This window comes from Streptomyces sp. Z423-1 (assembly GCF_013009255.1).
Lineage (GTDB): Bacteria > Actinomycetota > Actinomycetes > Streptomycetales > Streptomycetaceae > Streptomyces > Streptomyces gossypiisoli.
Map to the genome: position 1 here is coordinate 5,606,988 of NZ_CP053109.1, position 16,182 is coordinate 5,623,169.

Genomic DNA, 16,182 nt, shown 5'->3' on the forward strand with positions numbered 1-16,182 from the left:
GAGGGCCCGGCGTCGAGGAGTCCTGGGGGACTCACGGCGCCGGGCCCCGCTGCATGCGCGCCGCAGCGGGGCGTCGCCCTCCTGATCCGATGTGTGGGTCGGCCAGGAGAGTGACACCCGCGGCGGCGACGTACTCTGGAGACCCCCGGCCCGCCCCGCGTGTCGGGTGGTTCGCGTTGCCCATCCCTGCCCCGAGCCAGCCCCTGACATCAGCCCCCTGCCATCCCGGACGGAAAGCCCCCCATGAGCCTGCACGGTCTGCTCGACGCCGTCGTCAAGGACGCCGCACTCGCGGAAGCGATCAAGGCGGCCACGGACGGCAACCGGATGCACGTCGACCTGGTCGGCCCCCAGGCGGCCCGCCCCTTCGCGGTCGCCGCGCTGGCCCGTGAGAGCGGCCGCCCCGTGCTGGCGGTGACGGCGACCGGACGCGAGGCGGAGGACCTGGCGGCGGCCCTGCGGTCGCTGCTGCCGCCGGACGGCGTCGTGGAGTACCCGGCATGGGAGACGCTCCCGCACGAGCGGCTGAGCCCGCGCAGCGACACCGTGGGCCGCCGCCTCGCCGTGCTGCGCAGGCTGGCCCACCCCAGCCCCGACGACCCCGAGACCGGCCCGGTCTCCGTCGTCGTTGCCCCCATCCGGTCCGTGCTGCAGCCGCAGGTCAAGGGCCTGGGCGACCTGGAGCCGGTGGCGCTGAGGACGGGGCAGACCGCCGACCTGAACGAGGTCGTCGACGCCCTCGCCGCCGCCGCGTACGCGCGCGTGGAGCTGGTCGAGAAGCGGGGCGAGTTCGCCGTACGCGGCGGGATCCTCGATGTGTTCCCGCCCACCGAGGAACACCCCCTGCGCATCGAGTTCTGGGGCGACGACGTCGAGGAGATCCGCTACTTCAAGGTCGCCGACCAGCGCTCCCTCGAAGTCGCCGAGCACGGCCTGTGGGCCCCGCCCTGCCGTGAGCTGCTGCTCACCGACGACGTACGCGCACGCGCGCGTGCCCTCGCCGAAGAGCACCCCGAGCTCGGCGAGCTGCTCGGCAAGATCGCCGAGGGCATCGCCGTGGAGGGCATGGAGTCGCTCGCGCCGGTCCTCGTCGACGACATGGAGCTGCTGCTGGACGTACTGCCCAAGGGCGCCATGGCCGTTGTATGCGATCCGGAGCGGGTCCGCACGCGTGCCGCGGATCTCGTGGCGACCTCGCGGGAGTTCCTGCAGGCGTCCTGGGCGGCCACCGCCGGCGGCGGTGAGGCGCCCATCGACGTCGACGCGGCTTCCCTGTGGTCCATCGCTGACGTCCGGGACCGGGCGCGTGAGCTGGACATGATGTGGTGGTCGGTCGCGCCGTTCGCCGCCGCCGAGGAGCTGGACGCGGACACGCTCAAGCTCGGCATGCACGCCCCCGAGACCTACCGCGGCGACACCGCCAAGGCGCTCGCCGACACCAAGGGGTGGCTCGCCGACGGCTGGCGCACGGTCTTCGTCACCGAGGGCCACGGCCCGGCCGCCCGCACGGTCGAGGTACTCGGCGGCGAGGGCATCGCGGCCCGGCTGGAGGCCGACCTGGGGGCGATCTCCCCGTCCGTGGTGCACGTGGCGTGCGGCTCGATCGACCACGGCTTCGTCGACCCGGCCCTCAGGCTCGCCGTGCTCACCGAGACGGATCTGTCCGGCCAGAAGGCGGCCGGCCGCGACGGCGCCCGCATGCCCGCCCGCCGCCGCAAGACCATCGACCCGCTCACCCTGGAGGCGGGCGACTACATCGTCCACGAGCAGCACGGCGTGGGCCGCTACATCGAGATGGTGCAGCGCACCGTGCAGGGCGCGACCCGCGAGTACCTGGTGGTGGAGTACGCCCCCGCCAAGCGCGGCCAGCCCGGCGACCGCCTGTACATCCCCACCGACCAGCTGGAGCAGATCACCAAGTACGTCGGCGGTGAGGCGCCCACGCTGCACCGCCTGGGCGGCGCGGACTGGACGAAGACCAAGGCACGCGCGAAGAAGGCCGTCAAGGAGATCGCGGCGGACCTCATCAAGCTGTACAGCGCGCGCATGGCGGCCCCCGGGCACACCTTCGCGCCGGACACTCCGTGGCAGCGCGAGCTGGAGGACGCGTTCCCGTACGCGGAGACGCCCGACCAGCTGACGACCATCGCCGAGGTCAAGGAGGACATGGAGAAGTCGGTCCCGATGGACCGTCTGATCTGCGGCGACGTCGGCTATGGCAAGACGGAGATCGCGGTCCGGGCCGCCTTCAAGGCCGTACAGGACGGCAAGCAGGTGGCGGTCCTGGTACCGACGACGCTACTGGTGCAGCAGCACTTCGGGACGTTCAGCGACCGGTACGCGCAGTTCCCGGTGAGCGTGAAGGCGCTGTCCCGGTTCCAGACGGACACCGAGGCCAAGGCGGTCCTGGAGGGCCTGCGCGAGGGCTCGGTGGACATCGTCATCGGCACGCACCGCCTGTTCTCCTCGGAGACCAAGTTCAAGGACCTGGGCCTGGTCATCGTCGACGAGGAGCAGCGGTTCGGCGTCGAGCACAAGGAGCAGCTGAAGAAACTGCGCGCCAACGTCGACGTACTGACGATGTCCGCCACCCCGATCCCGCGCACGCTGGAGATGGCGGTCACCGGCATCCGCGAGATGTCGACGATCACCACCCCGCCGGAGGAACGGCACCCGGTGCTGACCTTCGTCGGCCCCTACGAGGAGAAGCAGATCGGCGCGGCCATCCGCCGTGAGCTGCTGCGCGAGGGCCAGGTCTTCTACATCCACAACCGCGTCGAGTCCATCGACCGCGCCGCCGCCCGGCTGCGTGAGATCGTCCCCGAGGCGCGTATCGCCACGGCGCACGGGCAGATGTCGGAGTCGGCGCTGGAGCAGGTCGTCGTCGACTTCTGGGAGAAGAAGTTCGACGTACTGGTGTCGACGACGATCGTCGAGTCCGGCATCGACATCTCGAATGCGAACACGCTGATCGTTGAACGAGGGGACACCTTCGGTCTGTCGCAGCTGCACCAGCTGCGCGGGCGCGTCGGGCGTGGGCGGGAGCGCGGGTACGCGTACTTCCTGTACCCGCCGGAGAAGCCGCTGACCGAGACCGCCCATGAGCGGCTCGCCACCATCGCCCAGCACACGGAGATGGGCGCGGGCATGTACGTGGCCATGAAGGACCTGGAGATCCGCGGCGCCGGAAACCTCCTCGGCGGCGAACAGTCCGGGCACATCGCGGGCGTCGGCTTCGACCTGTACGTCCGGATGGTCGGCGAGGCGGTCGCGGACTACCGGCGGCAGCTGGAGACCGGCGAGATCGAGGAGGAGCCGCCGCTCGAGGTCAAGATCGAACTGCCGGTCGACGCGCACGTCCCGCACGAGTACGCGCCGGGCGAGCGGCTGCGCCTCCAGGCCTACCGTTCGATCGCCTCCGCCAACTCCGAGGAGGACATCAAGGCCGTACGGGAGGAACTCGTCGACCGGTACGGCAAGCTGCCCGAGCCGGTGGAGAACCTGCTCCTGGTGGCCGGCCTGCGCATGCTCGCACGCGCGTGCGGCGTGGGTGAGATCGTGCTCCAGGGGAACAACATCCGCTTCGCGCCGGTGGAGTTGCGGGAGTCGCAGGAACTGCGGGTCAAGCGGCTGTACCCGGGGACGGTCATCAAGCCGGCGGTGCACCAGGTGCTGGTGCCGCGTCCGAAGACGGCGAAGGTGGGCGGGAAGCCGTTGGTCGGGCGGGAGTTGCTGGGCTGGGTCGGGGAGTTCCTGGCGTCGATTCTGGGGTCGTAGGGGTTGGTGGTCGTACGGCTCGGGGGGCGCGTCGCGGGGCTTGGTGGTTGTAGGGCTCGGGGGGCGCGTCGCGGGGCTTGGTGGTTGCACGGCTCGCCCAGCGGCGGCCGGGCCGGGTGCCTCACTGGCGAGGCCCCTGCGGTCAGGTGGAGCGGAACAGCATCGTCGCCAGTGTCCGGAACACCTCCTCGGGGTCCCGGTCGCCCACCGGGTCGTCGAGGTTGTGGCCGAGGAGCAGCGTGGCGAAGCCGTGGGCCAGGGACCAGGCGGCGACACCGGCGAGGCGGGCGTCGGTGCCGCGGCTCTCGGGACTTACGGCGGTGACGGCCTCGCGCAGGGCGTCACCGGCGAGGGCGCGGGCGGTGGTGAGTTCCAGGTCGCCGGCACGCAGCAGGTCGGGGGTGAACATCACCTGGAAGTGGGCGGGATGCTCGCGGGCGAAGCGGACGTAGCGCACCCCCGCGTCCTTGAGGTCGGCCGCGTCCTTGATCGTCTGCGCGAGCAGCCCGAAACCCTCGGCGGCGATGGCCGTGAGCAGGCCGGTGCGGTCCTTGAAGTGGTGGGCCGGGGCGGCGTGCGACACCCCGGCGCGTCGGGCGAGGTCACGCAGGCTCAGCGCGGAGGGACCGTCGGCGGCGATGACGTCGAGCGCGGCGGTGAGGATGGCGCGGCGTAGGTCGCCGTGGTGGTAGGGGCGAGGCGTCTTCGCGGCCCCGTCGGTCTTTTCGGTCATGGTGAGCAGCGTACGCACGATCTAGGCATTGACAAGTTCGCGGACGCTCGGGCAATCTTGGCAGTGTCAAGTTGTGCATGCGATGGGGACGGGGGTCGTGTCATGTCGAAGTACGCCGATGAGGTGGCCGGGGCGGGCTCAAGTGGGGGTGTCGAGCCCGCGCGGGTACGCCGGCTCTGGCATCTGCTGGAGCCACTGCACGCGGTGCTGTACTACGCGCCGGAGGCGTTCGAGGAGGCCGCCGCGCTCGCATACGCCACCGAGGAACGCTGGCCGAGCTACTTCCCGTTCCGCGCCGCGCCGTTGGGCCCGGTCGGCAGCCGCGCCGTGGCCTCCGCCTTCTACAGCTTCGCTCCCGGCATGGTCGCCGAACACATCGACCGTGCGTGGACGGTCGCGAGCCCAGAGTCCGTGCTGGCGGCGCGACAGCGGGCGGTCGACCGGGCGTACCGGACGCTGTTCGGCGACCGTGTGGACAGCCCCGACCTGGCGGAGGCCGCCGCCCTCGCCCGGCGTGCGGCCGAGGCGGCGAACACGGCGGGCCGCCCGCTAGCCGCGGCCAACGCCACGCTGCCCTGGCCGGACGCCCCGCACCTCCAGCTGTGGCACGCGGCGACGATCCTGCGCGAACACCGCGGCGACGGCCACCTGGCCGCCCTGCTCATCGCCGGCCTCGACCCGGCAGAGGCCCTCGTGTCCTTCGCCGCGATAGGCGCCGCCTCCGTCGAACGCTTCGCGAGCCGCGGCTGGAGCGCCGACGAGTGGGCGGCCGCACGCCAACGCCTGGCCGCGCGAGGGCTGATGGACGAGGACGGTACGGCCACGGAGGCAGGCCGAGCCTTGCGCCACCAGGTCGAGCACCACACCGACCAACTGGCGGCCGCCCCTTGGAACTCCCTCGGTCCCGAGTCCACCGCCCGCCTTGCCGAACTGCTCGGCGACTACTGGGTCACGGTCATCGGTTCGGGCCTGCTGCCGTCGGAGACGACGCTCGGAATCGGGAAGGTCTGATGCACAGCAAGGAAGGCCGCCCGCGGTGGGCGCCGCGGACGGCCTCTGTTCCCAGATGGCTCAGTGAGCCGCCGCCGGGGCGTCCGTCATGCCCCACGCGGTCGGCCAAGTGCCCTCCGTGAGTCTCCGGCCTACTGCTGCTCGGGCCTGTCGCGGTCCATGCCGAGCCTGCCCTCGATGTTCTGCTGGGCGGCGTCGACCTGGTCCTCGTACTTGTTGCCCGTCCTCTCGTTGGCCTTCTTCTCCGCGGCATCGGACATTTTCCGGGCCCTGTCCTGCGCCGCCTTGTTCTTGAACCTGTCGAAGATGCCCATCCAGAGCTCCTTCCGGAGGTGACTCAGAACCGACGATACGCCGCAGATGCGAGGCATGCCGTGTTGAGACCGCTATGGTCTGGACCTCTCGGCCGCTACCGTGGCACCAGGCACTACCCGCCCGTGCACGGGCGGGACGGGCGGCGGAACAAGCAAGGCAAGGGGAGGGGCGCACCGTGATGCGTCTGAGGGGCGGGGCCGTGGCCGCCGCTGCGGCTGCAGCGCTGTTCGCCGTGGCCGGCTGCACGGAGCAGACCACCGGCACCGGTGGACCGGAGGGGACGACCGGTGGGAGCGCGGCCCTCGCGGCCGCGGAGTCACTGCCCGTGAAGGGACGTGCGCCCAAGACGGGATACGACCGGGACCGATTCGGCTCACCCTGGGCGGACACCGACTCAAACAGCTGTGACACCCGCGACGACATACTCAAACGGGACCTCGATGACGTGGAGTTCAGCGACGGCAGCTGCAAGGTGGCTTCCGGGACGTTGGACCCCGACCCCTACACCGGCAAGGACGTCACCTTCATGCGCGGCCGCAGCCAAGTGGACATCGATCACGTGGTCGCCCTCTCCGACGCCTGGCAGAAGGGCGCCCAGCAGTGGGACCCCAGCAAGCGCATAGCCTTCGCCAACGACCCCCTCAACCTCATCGCCGTCGACGCGAGCACCAACCGCGCCAAGGGCGACGGCGACACCGCGACCTGGCTGCCACCCAACCGGTCGTACCGCTGCATGTACGTCGCCGCGCAGGTCGCCGTGAAGAAGAAGTACGGGCTGTGGGTGACGTCCGCCGAGAAGTCCGCGATGACGAGGGTCCTTTCCGACTGCCCCGGCCAACGGCTGCCCACCGGCGGCAACCCCACGCAGGCGCCGCCCCGCTTCCACGCGGACTGAGGCGGGGCAGGGGGCGTGCCCGGGGGGAAAATCCGTTCCGTCGGGGCAGGACCGCCGCTTAGCGTTGACGTATGGAGCTGAAGATATCGAGCCTCGCCGAGCGGCCTGACATGGTCGACCAAGTGCTTGATATGGCCGACAGTTGGCCCGAGTTCGTCGTCAACGACCCCGTGGGCAGCGCCATTACCCGCGGATCGCCGCCGAACTGCCGCAGTACGTGCAGTTCGCCCAGGACGAGCACGGTGAGGTCGTCGCGCACGCGCACAGCGTTCCGTTCGCGCTCGCCGTCGACGGTCGCGGCGAACTGCCCGGCCGGGGCTGGGACGAGGTGCTGGTGTGGGCGTTCTCCGACCTGCGCCGTGGAGTCCGCCCCGACACGGTCAGCGCCGTCTCGATCGTCGTGGCGCCGCACGCCCAGGGCCTCGGCCTGTCGGGCCGGATGCTCGCGTCGATGCGCGACAACGCCCGCGCCCTCGGCTTCCGCGAGGTCGTCGCCCCCGTCCGCCCCAGCGCCAAGCACCTCGAACCCCGTACGCCGATGGAGGAGTACGCCCGCCGGGTGCGCCCCGACGGGCTCCCGCACGACCCCTGGCTGCGTGTGCACGCCCGGGCCGGTGCCACGCTCCACTCCGTGGCACCGGCGTCGATGACGGTGGCCGCCCCGCTGGAGGACTGGCGCCGCTGGACCGGGCTGCCCTTCGATACGGCGGGCGACATCGAGGTACCCGGGGCACTGGCACCGGTGCGGTGCGAACCGGAGCGCGGGTACGCGGTGTATGTCGAGCCCAACGTGTGGATGCAGCACGCTATTTGAGCCCAGTCGGGCCAGGGTGGGCGGCCTCGGATCGCCGCAGGGCTGGGATCGGGCGGTTGGCTCAGCCCAGCTCGTCGAGGTCCAGGATCTCGCCGGAGGGCTTCTGCGCCGGGACCGGCTCGTCGTAGTCGCTGAACGTGAGGGTGCTCCGGTCGCCGGCCGACGTGCTGTCGACGCGCAGCAGATAGGGCTTGCCCTCGGTGGCGACGTACACCGTGTACCGCTCCTTGCCGTCCTTCTCCTGCAGCATGATCGCCGGTGTGCCGTCGACGGTGGTGGTCTTTCCGCGGGTCGCGTCCGAGTTCACGTCCGCGGCGCCGCCGAGCATCGTGTCCAGGTCGCAGAAGCTCGCGATGTCCGTGGCGTCCTCACCCGTGGCGGACGTCTTCGTCCACTTCCCGGCCAGCATGTCCACCATCGCGTCGACCTCCGCCTCTGCCTCGCCCTTGCTCTGGGCGCGCAGGAACGCCTCGTCGTACCGCATGTAGATGGTGTCGCCCGTCTTGATCAGATCGGCCTTGCCGTCATCCAGGCGCATGGTGCCGGCGCACTCGTTCCGCTTGTTCAGGGCCATGTCCAGGTGGACCGTGCCGCCGGCCTCGTCGTCGGGGACGTCACCGGTCACGCGCAGCGACGAGGCAGCGGTCGTGGCGTCGACGGCCCGATCGGCGATCTCACCGCCGGTCAGCCCGGCGAACGGTTCCGGCTTGCTGTCCGCCTTGTCCTGGCCGGGCAGACAGCCGGTGAGGCCGACAGCGGTGGTGGCGGCGAGGCAGAGGGCGGCAAGGGTGGTACGGCGCATGAGAGTTCCTTGGCGGTGATGAGGGGACGCGTGGTCAGACGCGCTGGTGGTGGGTGTTGCGGAGAGGTGGCGGTGCGTGGGGACGCGGGGCGCGCGGGGTGGTCGACCTGTCGACCTACCGGGTGTTCCGTCAGGCACACGCGGAGTGGTCCGCATGCCGGGTGTGCTGTCAGGGCACAGACGGAGTGGCCCGCATTGCCGGGTGTGCTGTCAGGGCACAGGCGGAGTGGTCCGCATTGCCGGGTGTGCTGTCGGGACACAGGCGGAGTGATCGGCATGCCGGGTGCGCGGAGCACCCGACCTGCTGCGCCCCCGCGCCTCTGCCCGACCAGGCTCAGCCGGTCTTCTTCCAGTCCTGGCAGCCGGACGTCATGAAGTACGCGTCCGAAGCCCTGATCGTGACGACGGCCGTGCCGTTCACGTTGTTGTTCGCGATGATCGAGTCCGTGGAGTGCTCGGCGTCTTTGACGCGCTCCCAGTAGCACATGTCGTCCGCGTTGCCGACGGACTTGTAGGTGCCGGGAGCGATGTCGGCGCCGACTTCGAACATGCCGCCGTCGCCGGCCATCTCGGTCGCGGGCGAACCCTTCTCCTTCGGGTCCACGGCCTCCCAGTCCGAGCAGCCGCTGGACTTGAAGATCTTGTCGCTCGCCTTGACGGTGACGTAACCGGTGCCGCTGACGTTGCCGTTGGCCAGCAGCGAGTCCATCTCGCCGGAGGCGTCCTTGGCCCGCTCCCAGTAGCACATGCCGTCGGTGTTCCCGGTGGTGCGGTACGTGCCGGGCTTGACGTCGGTACCGACCTGGAAGTCGCCGTCCCCCGCGAACGAGGCCTTCTTCTCGGCGGCCTCCCCGGCTCCCGAGCCCTGCTCGCCGGCGGGCTTGCGCTGCGCGGACGCCGGAGAGCCGCCCTTGCCGCTGCCGGAGTCGCCGCCGTTGCCGTTACCGGCGTTCGCCGAGACGGCACCGATGACGACGACGCCTACGACCGCACCGAGCGTTAGCTTCCCTGTCATGCCCATGGCTGTACCCCTCCCGATGTGCGTGGTGACTGCCGCCGGTCCGGCGGTCGGCCCGTTCGCGAGGTCAATGAGAGCAGAGCCTGTGAACCGAGTCAACACGATTCACGGAGCGGTATCTATACACGGCGTGAACGCGCGGATCTCCCGCAGCACCGCTATGCTCGGCGTCACACACCGGATGAGCACCGGGTGAGCACCGGACGAGGGGAGTCGGGCGGGTGCAGGACAACACGACAGAGGTGACCGCCGCCGGAATCGCCCGGCTCGCCGGCGTCGGCCGGGCCGCCGTGAGCAACTGGCGGCGCCGCCACGCCGACTTCCCCACGCCGGTCGGCGGTACCGAGACCAGCCCCTCCTTCGCCCTCGCCGAAGTCGAGGCCTGGCTGCGACGCCAGGGCAAACTCGCCGAAGTCCCGCTGCGCGAACGGGTCTGGCAGCACATCGCAGGCCACCCCGAAGGCCCGGTCGTCGCGCTCACGCACGCCGGTTGTGTGCTGCTGCTCATCCATGACCGGCCCACGGTGTGGCTGGAAGTGAGCGCCGGTTCCGACGAGCGGCTGGCGGCGATGTTGCCGGGGGCGCTGGAGCAGGTGATCGTGCCTCGGTTCGGTGGGCGACGGGTTCACGGTGGCGCGGCGCGGTCGGCCGGCGTGAGCGCCGGTGCCACTGTGAACGGTGATCCCCCTGTTCACGCCACACCCGGCGCCGACACCCAAGCTGATGTGAACACCGCGTCTCACGCGAACCACACGGCACCCGTTCACAACACGCCCAGCGCCGCCACAGCACCCGGCGTGAGCGCCACGATCCCTGTGAACACACCCCCCGCCGTTCACACCCCCAACGGCCCCGCCCTCCTCCCCTCCGCCCCTCTCCTCCGCGGCACCGCCGAACTCGCCGCCGAGCTGGGCGCCCGTCAGACCTTCGAGTTCCTGCTCGGCCGGCACCTCGACGCCAACCCCCGCCAGTACACGCTCACCCCCACCGACCTCGCCCGCCTCATGGCCGACCTCGTCGGCCCCGCCCGCACCGTCCTCGACCCCGCCTGCGGCACCGGCGCCCTGCTCCGCGCCGTCGCCACCGCCCCCGACCAGGAGCTGTACGCCCAGGACAGCGCCCCCGAGCTCGCCGCGCTCACCGCGCTCCGGCTCGCGCTGCACGGTCGGGCCACAGTCCGCGGTGCCGTGGGCGACACCCTGCGCGCCGACGCCCACCCCGAGCTGCGCGCCGACGCCGTCCTGTGTCATCCGCCGTTCAACGAGCGCAACTGGGGGCATGACGAACTGGCGTACGACCCCCGGTGGGAGTACGGCTTCCCCGCGCGTACCGAGTCCGAGCTGGCCTGGGTGCAGCATGCGCTCGCCCGGCTGAGGGACAGCGGCACCGCCGTGCTGCTCATGCCGCCCGCCGCGGCATCCCGCCGCTCCGGCCGCCGCATCCGCGCCGATCTGCTGCGGCGCGGCGCCCTGCGCGCCGTCATCGCGTTGCCGGTCGGGGCGGCACCGCCGTACAACATCCCCCTCCAGCTGTGGGTGCTGCGCAGGCCCGAGAAGGCGCTCGCGCAGCCGGAGGTGTTGCTGGCCGACGCGGGGCAGTTCGCGACCGAGGGGCGTGGCGGGCCCGACTGGCGGGCCGTGCGTGACGCCGTGCTCGACGCCTGGCGGGACTTCGACGGGGCGGGCGCGCTCGCGGAGCGGCCGGGGCTGGCGCGTTCCGTGCCGGTCATCGAACTCCTGGACGACGACGTCGACTTCGCCCCGGCCCGGCACCTGCCGCCGCCCACCGCGGCCGACGGTGCCGAGCAGCTCACGGCAGTGCGCGAGTGCCTCGGCGAGACCCTCCGGCTGACCTCCGACCTCACCCCGCCGCCCGCGCACACCGCACCGCCCGCGCGCTGGCCGCTCACCACCGTCGGCGAACTCGCGCGCGGGGGCGCGCTGGTGTTGCGTACCGGTGGAAACGGCGGCCACGCGCGCGTGCCCGTGCTCACCGACCACGACGTCCTCGCCGGAACCGCACCCTCCGGGACGCTTCCCGAGAGCGACGAGGAGGCCGTGCTGACGGAGGCCGGGGACGTCGTCGTGCCGGTGCTCGGTGGTGGCGCGGTGGCGCGCGTCATCGACGAGGCGACGGCCGGCGCCGCCCTGGGGCGCAACCTCGTCCTGCTGCGCCCCGATCCCACGGCGCTCGATCCATGGTTCCTCGCCGGGTTCCTGCGCGGCACCGCCAACAACCGCCAGGCCAGCAGTTACGCCTCCACGGCCACCCGCCTCGACGTGCGCCGCCTGCAACTGCCCCGGCTCGCGCTCGACGAACAGCGGCGCTACGGCGCCCGGTTCCGCGCCGTGGACGGGTTCGAGCGGGCGCTCAGGCATGCGAGCCGGCTCGGGGAGCAACTCGTGCGCGGGATGTACGACGGCCTGACGGACGGCACGGTCGCGCCCGAGTAACCACACCGCCGACGCCACCCACGCCGCCGCTGCACGGCACGAGATCGTACGAACCGATCAGTGTGACAACGGTTCGGTACAACCCGGGACCGGTTGTCGGTGTCGGCCTATACGCTCGAAGCGACCATCACACGACTGGCGTTGCCCGACGCCGGTCGACTCGGTACGCGCACTTCAGGCACCAGGAGCAGTCATGCATGGCCACGGCTACCCGCAGCCGGTGAAGCAGCCGCCCCGGACGGCGTGGCTGGTGCTCATGCGTGTGGTGTTCGTGGTGATCTCCATCCTCAGCCTCGGGTTCCTGACCTGGACGATGCTGCTGCGCCTGGCCATCGTCACGCGCAGGTCGCTGGACTGGGGCCTGTTCGTGGCCGTGCTGGCCATCGACATCCTCGCCATCGTGCTGCTCGGTACGGAATCCGGCGAGCAGATCCACACCGCGGGCGGCTGGACCGGCCTCACGCTGCTGCTGGGCACGCTGGTGGCGGTGATCGCGTACTACCTCGCCGCGGAGGTACGCCACTTCCACCAGCTCCGTTACGGCACCGGGTACGCGCCGGGGCCGACCCCGGCGTACGGCTACCCGCAGCCGCCGACGCCGTACACCACGGGGACGGCCGCGCCGCACACACCCCACACCCCGCCCACCACGCACACACCTCACAGACCCCCGCACGCCCCCCAGCCCCCGCTCCCGCAAGGCGCGGCGGTCCCGCACACCCCGCCCCCGACACCCCGGCCCACCTCCGCGCGCCCCCCGATACCCACACCGCCCCCGCAGCGCCCCGTGCCCGCGCGTATCGACCAGGTGCGGGCCGAACTGGACGAGCTCAGCGACTACCTGCGTAAACAGGGCGGTCAGCGCGACGGCGAACACGAGGGCGGAAGGTGACCGTGGCGACAGGACGTGTCGTCGCCGGCCGCTACGAACTGGCCACGCTCATCGGGCAGGGCGGCATGGGCCAGGTCTGGACGGCGTACGACCAGCGGCTGGACCGGCGCGTGGCGGTGAAGTTGCTGCGCCCCGACAAGGTGGCCGGGCAGGAGGCCGACGAACTGCGGCGGCGCTTCGTGCGCGAGTGCCGGGTGACCGCGCAGGTCGACCACCCGGGGCTGGTGACCGTGCACGACGCGGGCAGCGAGGGCGAGGAACTGTTCCTCGTCATGCAGTACGTCGACGGCGCCGACCTCTCCGACCATCTCGCCGAGCACGACCCGTACCCATGGCAGTGGGCGGTAGCGGTCGCCGCGCAACTGTGCGCCGTACTGAGCGCCGTGCACGCCGTGCCGATCGTGCACCGCGACCTCAAGCCGCGCAACGTGATGGTGAAGCAGGACGGCACGGTCACGGTCCTCGACCTCGGCGTGGCCTCGGTCATGGACACCGACACCACGCGCCTGACGCACACCGGCTCGCCGATCGGCTCGCCCGCGTACATGGCGCCCGAGCAGGCGATGGGCGGCGCGGTCGGCCCGTACACGGACCTGTACGCGCTCGGCGTACTGATGCACGAACTCCTCAGTGGCGAGGTGCCGTTCGTGGGCTCCACGGCGCTCGGAGTGCTGCACCGGCACCTGTACGAGCCCCCGCTGCCCGTGCGCCGGATCCGCCCCGAGGTTCCCGAGGCGCTCGAAGCCCTGGTCCTGCGGCTGCTCGCCAAGGACCCCCAGCACCGGCCGGGCTCCGCGCAGGAGGTGTACGAGGACCTGGCGCTGCTGCTGCCCGCGCGCGGGACCCCCAGCGGTGCACCCCTCGACCCCACGCGCCCCTTCCTGCGCCCGCACGCCCCGTGGCCGGATCGCGCGCGCACGCCCGCGCCCCAGCCCGCCCCCGTGGCGCCGGTCGCCGGGAAACCGGACGTCGCGAGCGCCGTCGACGAGGTCAAGCGCCTCCTCGGGGAGGGCCGTATCACCCAGGCCGTCGACATCCTCGGCGCGATCCTGCCGACCGCGGCCGAGCAGCACGGCGAGCACTCCCCGGTGGTGCGCACACTGCGCAAGCAGTACGCCGCCACACTCATGGACGACGGCCAGTACCGGCGCGCGCTCCCCGAGCTGCGCCGCCTCGCCGACGAACGCGCCGCCGAGGCCGGCCAGGCTGACCCGCAGGCCCTGCGGTTCCGCTACGAGGCCGCCCAGTGCCTGGAGCAGCTCGGCGAACCGGCGTCGGCGCTGGCGGCGTACCGGACGCTGCTGCCGTACTACGAGAACCAGTACGTCTCCGGCGACCCCGAGCTCGCCCACGAGGTCCGCCGCCGCATGGGGCACCTCCTGCTCTCCCTCGGCGACCGTGCCGCCGCGCACGACACGCTGGTGCGACTGCTGCACGACGTCGAACGGCTGAACGGGTCGGGGCATCCGCTGGCGGTGGAGGTGCGGCGGACGTTGCAGTGGTTGGGACAGGTGCGCGGGTAGTCCCCCTGCGGCCAGGTGGCGCGGCGGTGCCCGAAGTCCAGGTGAATCGTTGGTCGAATGGGTTGGCCAAAGCTGGGCTGCTGCCTACCATCGATCATCGCAAGACTTTGTGCGCCCGCCCGTCGCCCGACCACCACCCCTGGTGGAGGCGCTCCGCGCCGCACCTGTTATTGCAATCTCCTCGGGAGGCTTCCTTTGCACCGCCGTCGCCGCACCGCGCTCCTCCTGTCCGCCGCGATCGCCGCGGCCCCCGCCCTGACCGCCTGCGGAAACGACGCGCATCCGGGCGCGGCGGCCGTCGTCGGCGGTCAGCGGATCACCGTTGCGCAGCTGGAAACCCGGGTCAACGAGGTGCGCGCGGCGCAGCGGGCGGCGGTGGACGACGAGACGCAGTACGCGCAGGTGATCGCCAAGACCGGCAGCCTGACCCGTGACACCCTGCACGGCATGGTCCTCGACCGGGTGCTGCACCGCGCCGCCCAGGACGCGGGCATCTCCGTCAGCCGCAAGGAGGTCCAGGAGATGCGGGACGGGCTTCAGGAGCAGGTCGGCGGCGCGAAGGCGCTGGAGACGACCTGGTTGCAGCAGTACGGCGTGGCTCCGCAGCGTCTGGAGGAGAACCTCCGCCTCCAGCTGGAGGCCCAGAAGCTCGCCGCGAAGCTCGGCACCGACACCAGCCAGCCGGCCTTCTGGAAGGCCCTCTCCGACGCCTCCCAGAAGCTGAACGTCGACCTCAACCCGCGGTACGGCAGCTGGGACGTCCAGAAGAGCAGCCGCATGGACGCGAAGACGCCGTGGGTGCGAGAAGTCACGGCGGGGCAGGGTGAGCAAACGGCATAGCGCGCTACGTTCATCCGATGATCGCACCCACGCCTGTGGATAACTCACGGGCTTGTCGGCGGTGTGGGTTACGTTCGGATCGTGAACGCAACCAGCTTCGACAGCGCTCCTGACGCCGCTCGGGGTGGGACCACCCACCCCGACCCCGGCCGTATCGTCCTGCTCACCACCAGCCACCGCGTCGCCCCCGGCCTGCTCTCCTGGCCCGCGTGGCAGGCGCTGCACGCCGCAGACCGGGTGCTGTGCGCGGACGGGGCGCATCCGCAGCTGCCGTATCTGCGGGAGGCGGGGATATCGGTGGAGGAGGCCTCGCCGACCGCCGAGGAGCTGGTCGAGGTGTGCGCGGGCGGACGGACGGTGGTCGTCGTCGCCACCGGTGAGGGCGAGCCGGTCCTGACGGACGGCCTGGCGCGGCTCGCCGGCAGCGGGCGGTTCCGTATGCCGGAGCTGGAGCTGCTCCCCGCCTCCTACGACCTGCCCGGCGCCCGCCTGCTCGACCTCATCCAGGTCATGGACCGCATCCGCGCCGAATGCCCGTGGTCGTCCCGGCAGACCCACCAGGGCCTGGCGAAGTACGGCATCGAGGAGGCCTACGAACTCGTCGAGGCGATCGAGGACGGCGACCGCGACGAACTCCGCGAGGAACTGGGCGACGTCCTCCTCCAGGTCGTCTTCCACGCCCGGATAGCCCAGGAGGACCCGGACGCCCCCTTCTCCATCGACGACGTCGCGGCCACCATCGTCGCCAAGCTCATCCACCGCCACCCGCATGTCTTCGGCGAGGAGACCGCCTCCACCCCCGAGGAGGTCAAGGAACACTGGCTGCGCACGAAGGCCCAGGAGAAGCAGCGGACCTCGGTGACCGAGGGCATCCCGCTGCACCAGCCCGGCCTGGCCCTCGCGGCGAAGCTGGCGTCCCGCGTGCGCACGGCGGGACTGGACGTGCCACTGCCGACGGGCGAGGGCATGGGGTACGAGCTGCTGACGCTGGCGATACGCGCCGAGGCGGAGGGCGTGGACCCGGAGGCGGCACTGCGGGCGGCGGCCCGGGCCTATCGGGACACGATCATGGAGACGGAGGCGGCCAGGAAGACCTGAGGAGCGACCTG

Annotated in this window: 12 protein-coding genes and 1 pseudogene; 9 read left to right on the forward strand and 4 right to left on the reverse strand. The window is 71.7% G+C overall.

Annotated elements, in window-relative coordinates; translation table 11 throughout:
• Window positions 1-243: 243 nt before the first annotated feature.
• On the forward strand, window positions 244-3,777 hold the full coding sequence (gene mfd / locus HJD23_RS25160) for a transcription-repair coupling factor (protein WP_171108305.1): 3,534 nt from the start codon (window positions 244-246) through the stop codon (window positions 3,775-3,777).
• A gap of 142 nt (window positions 3,778-3,919) precedes the next feature.
• Here mfd and HJD23_RS25165 read toward each other — a convergent pair whose 3' ends face one another.
• Window positions 3,920-4,510, reverse strand: a complete 591-nt coding sequence (locus HJD23_RS25165; protein ID WP_171108307.1) for a TetR/AcrR family transcriptional regulator — start codon at window positions 4,508-4,510, stop codon at window positions 3,920-3,922.
• A 102-nt stretch (window positions 4,511-4,612) separates the two neighbouring features.
• Here HJD23_RS25165 and HJD23_RS25170 point away from each other — a divergent pair, with 102 nt between their 5' ends.
• Window positions 4,613-5,521, forward strand: a complete 909-nt coding sequence (locus HJD23_RS25170; protein ID WP_171108308.1) for a hypothetical protein — start codon at window positions 4,613-4,615, stop codon at window positions 5,519-5,521.
• Window positions 5,522-5,652: 131 nt separating this feature from the next.
• On the opposite strand, the gene HJD23_RS25175 is transcribed toward HJD23_RS25170, so the two are convergent.
• Entirely contained in the window at window positions 5,653-5,835 is a 183-nt protein-coding gene (locus tag HJD23_RS25175) for an antitoxin (RefSeq protein ID WP_171108311.1), read from the reverse strand.
• Window positions 5,836-6,011: 176 nt separating this feature from the next.
• On the opposite strand from HJD23_RS25175, the gene HJD23_RS25180 reads away from it, so the two are divergent.
• Entirely contained in the window at window positions 6,012-6,731 is a 720-nt protein-coding gene (locus tag HJD23_RS25180) for an HNH endonuclease family protein (RefSeq protein WP_240980811.1), read from the forward strand.
• 71 nt (window positions 6,732-6,802) lie between these two features.
• A pseudogene (locus HJD23_RS25185) lies at window positions 6,803-7,545 on the forward strand (N-acetyltransferase).
• 61 nt (window positions 7,546-7,606) lie between these two features.
• Here the strand turns inward: HJD23_RS25185 and HJD23_RS25190 are convergent.
• The gene (locus tag HJD23_RS25190; RefSeq protein ID WP_171108314.1) at window positions 7,607-8,347 is read right to left on the reverse strand and encodes a hypothetical protein; all 741 of its coding nucleotides are present in this window, start codon (window positions 8,345-8,347) and stop codon (window positions 7,607-7,609) included.
• A gap of 334 nt (window positions 8,348-8,681) precedes the next feature.
• Complete coding sequence (locus tag HJD23_RS25195) at window positions 8,682-9,368, reverse strand: hypothetical protein (RefSeq protein ID WP_171108316.1); 687 nt, start codon at window positions 9,366-9,368, stop codon at window positions 8,682-8,684.
• 218 nt (window positions 9,369-9,586) lie between these two features.
• Here HJD23_RS25195 and HJD23_RS25200 point away from each other — a divergent pair, with 218 nt between their 5' ends.
• The 5 genes from HJD23_RS25200 (at window position 9,587) to HJD23_RS25220 (ending at window position 16,171) form a co-directional block, all read left to right on the forward strand.
• Entirely contained in the window at window positions 9,587-11,818 is a 2,232-nt protein-coding gene (locus HJD23_RS25200) for an N-6 DNA methylase (RefSeq protein ID WP_171108319.1), read from the forward strand.
• A 193-nt stretch (window positions 11,819-12,011) separates the two neighbouring features.
• Entirely contained in the window at window positions 12,012-12,710 is a 699-nt protein-coding gene (locus HJD23_RS25205; protein WP_171108322.1) for a hypothetical protein, read from the forward strand.
• 38 nt (window positions 12,711-12,748) lie between these two features.
• Window positions 12,749-14,233, forward strand: coding sequence for a serine/threonine-protein kinase (locus HJD23_RS25210; protein WP_197972303.1), 1,485 nt, complete (start codon window positions 12,749-12,751; stop codon window positions 14,231-14,233).
• Window positions 14,234-14,428: 195 nt separating this feature from the next.
• Entirely contained in the window at window positions 14,429-15,073 is a 645-nt protein-coding gene (locus tag HJD23_RS25215) for a SurA N-terminal domain-containing protein (protein ID WP_171108326.1), read from the forward strand.
• Window positions 15,074-15,154: 81 nt separating this feature from the next.
• The gene (locus tag HJD23_RS25220) at window positions 15,155-16,171 is read left to right on the forward strand and encodes a nucleoside triphosphate pyrophosphohydrolase (RefSeq protein WP_277347779.1); all 1,017 of its coding nucleotides are present in this window, start codon (window positions 15,155-15,157) and stop codon (window positions 16,169-16,171) included.
• Window positions 16,172-16,182 lie beyond the last annotated feature (11 nt).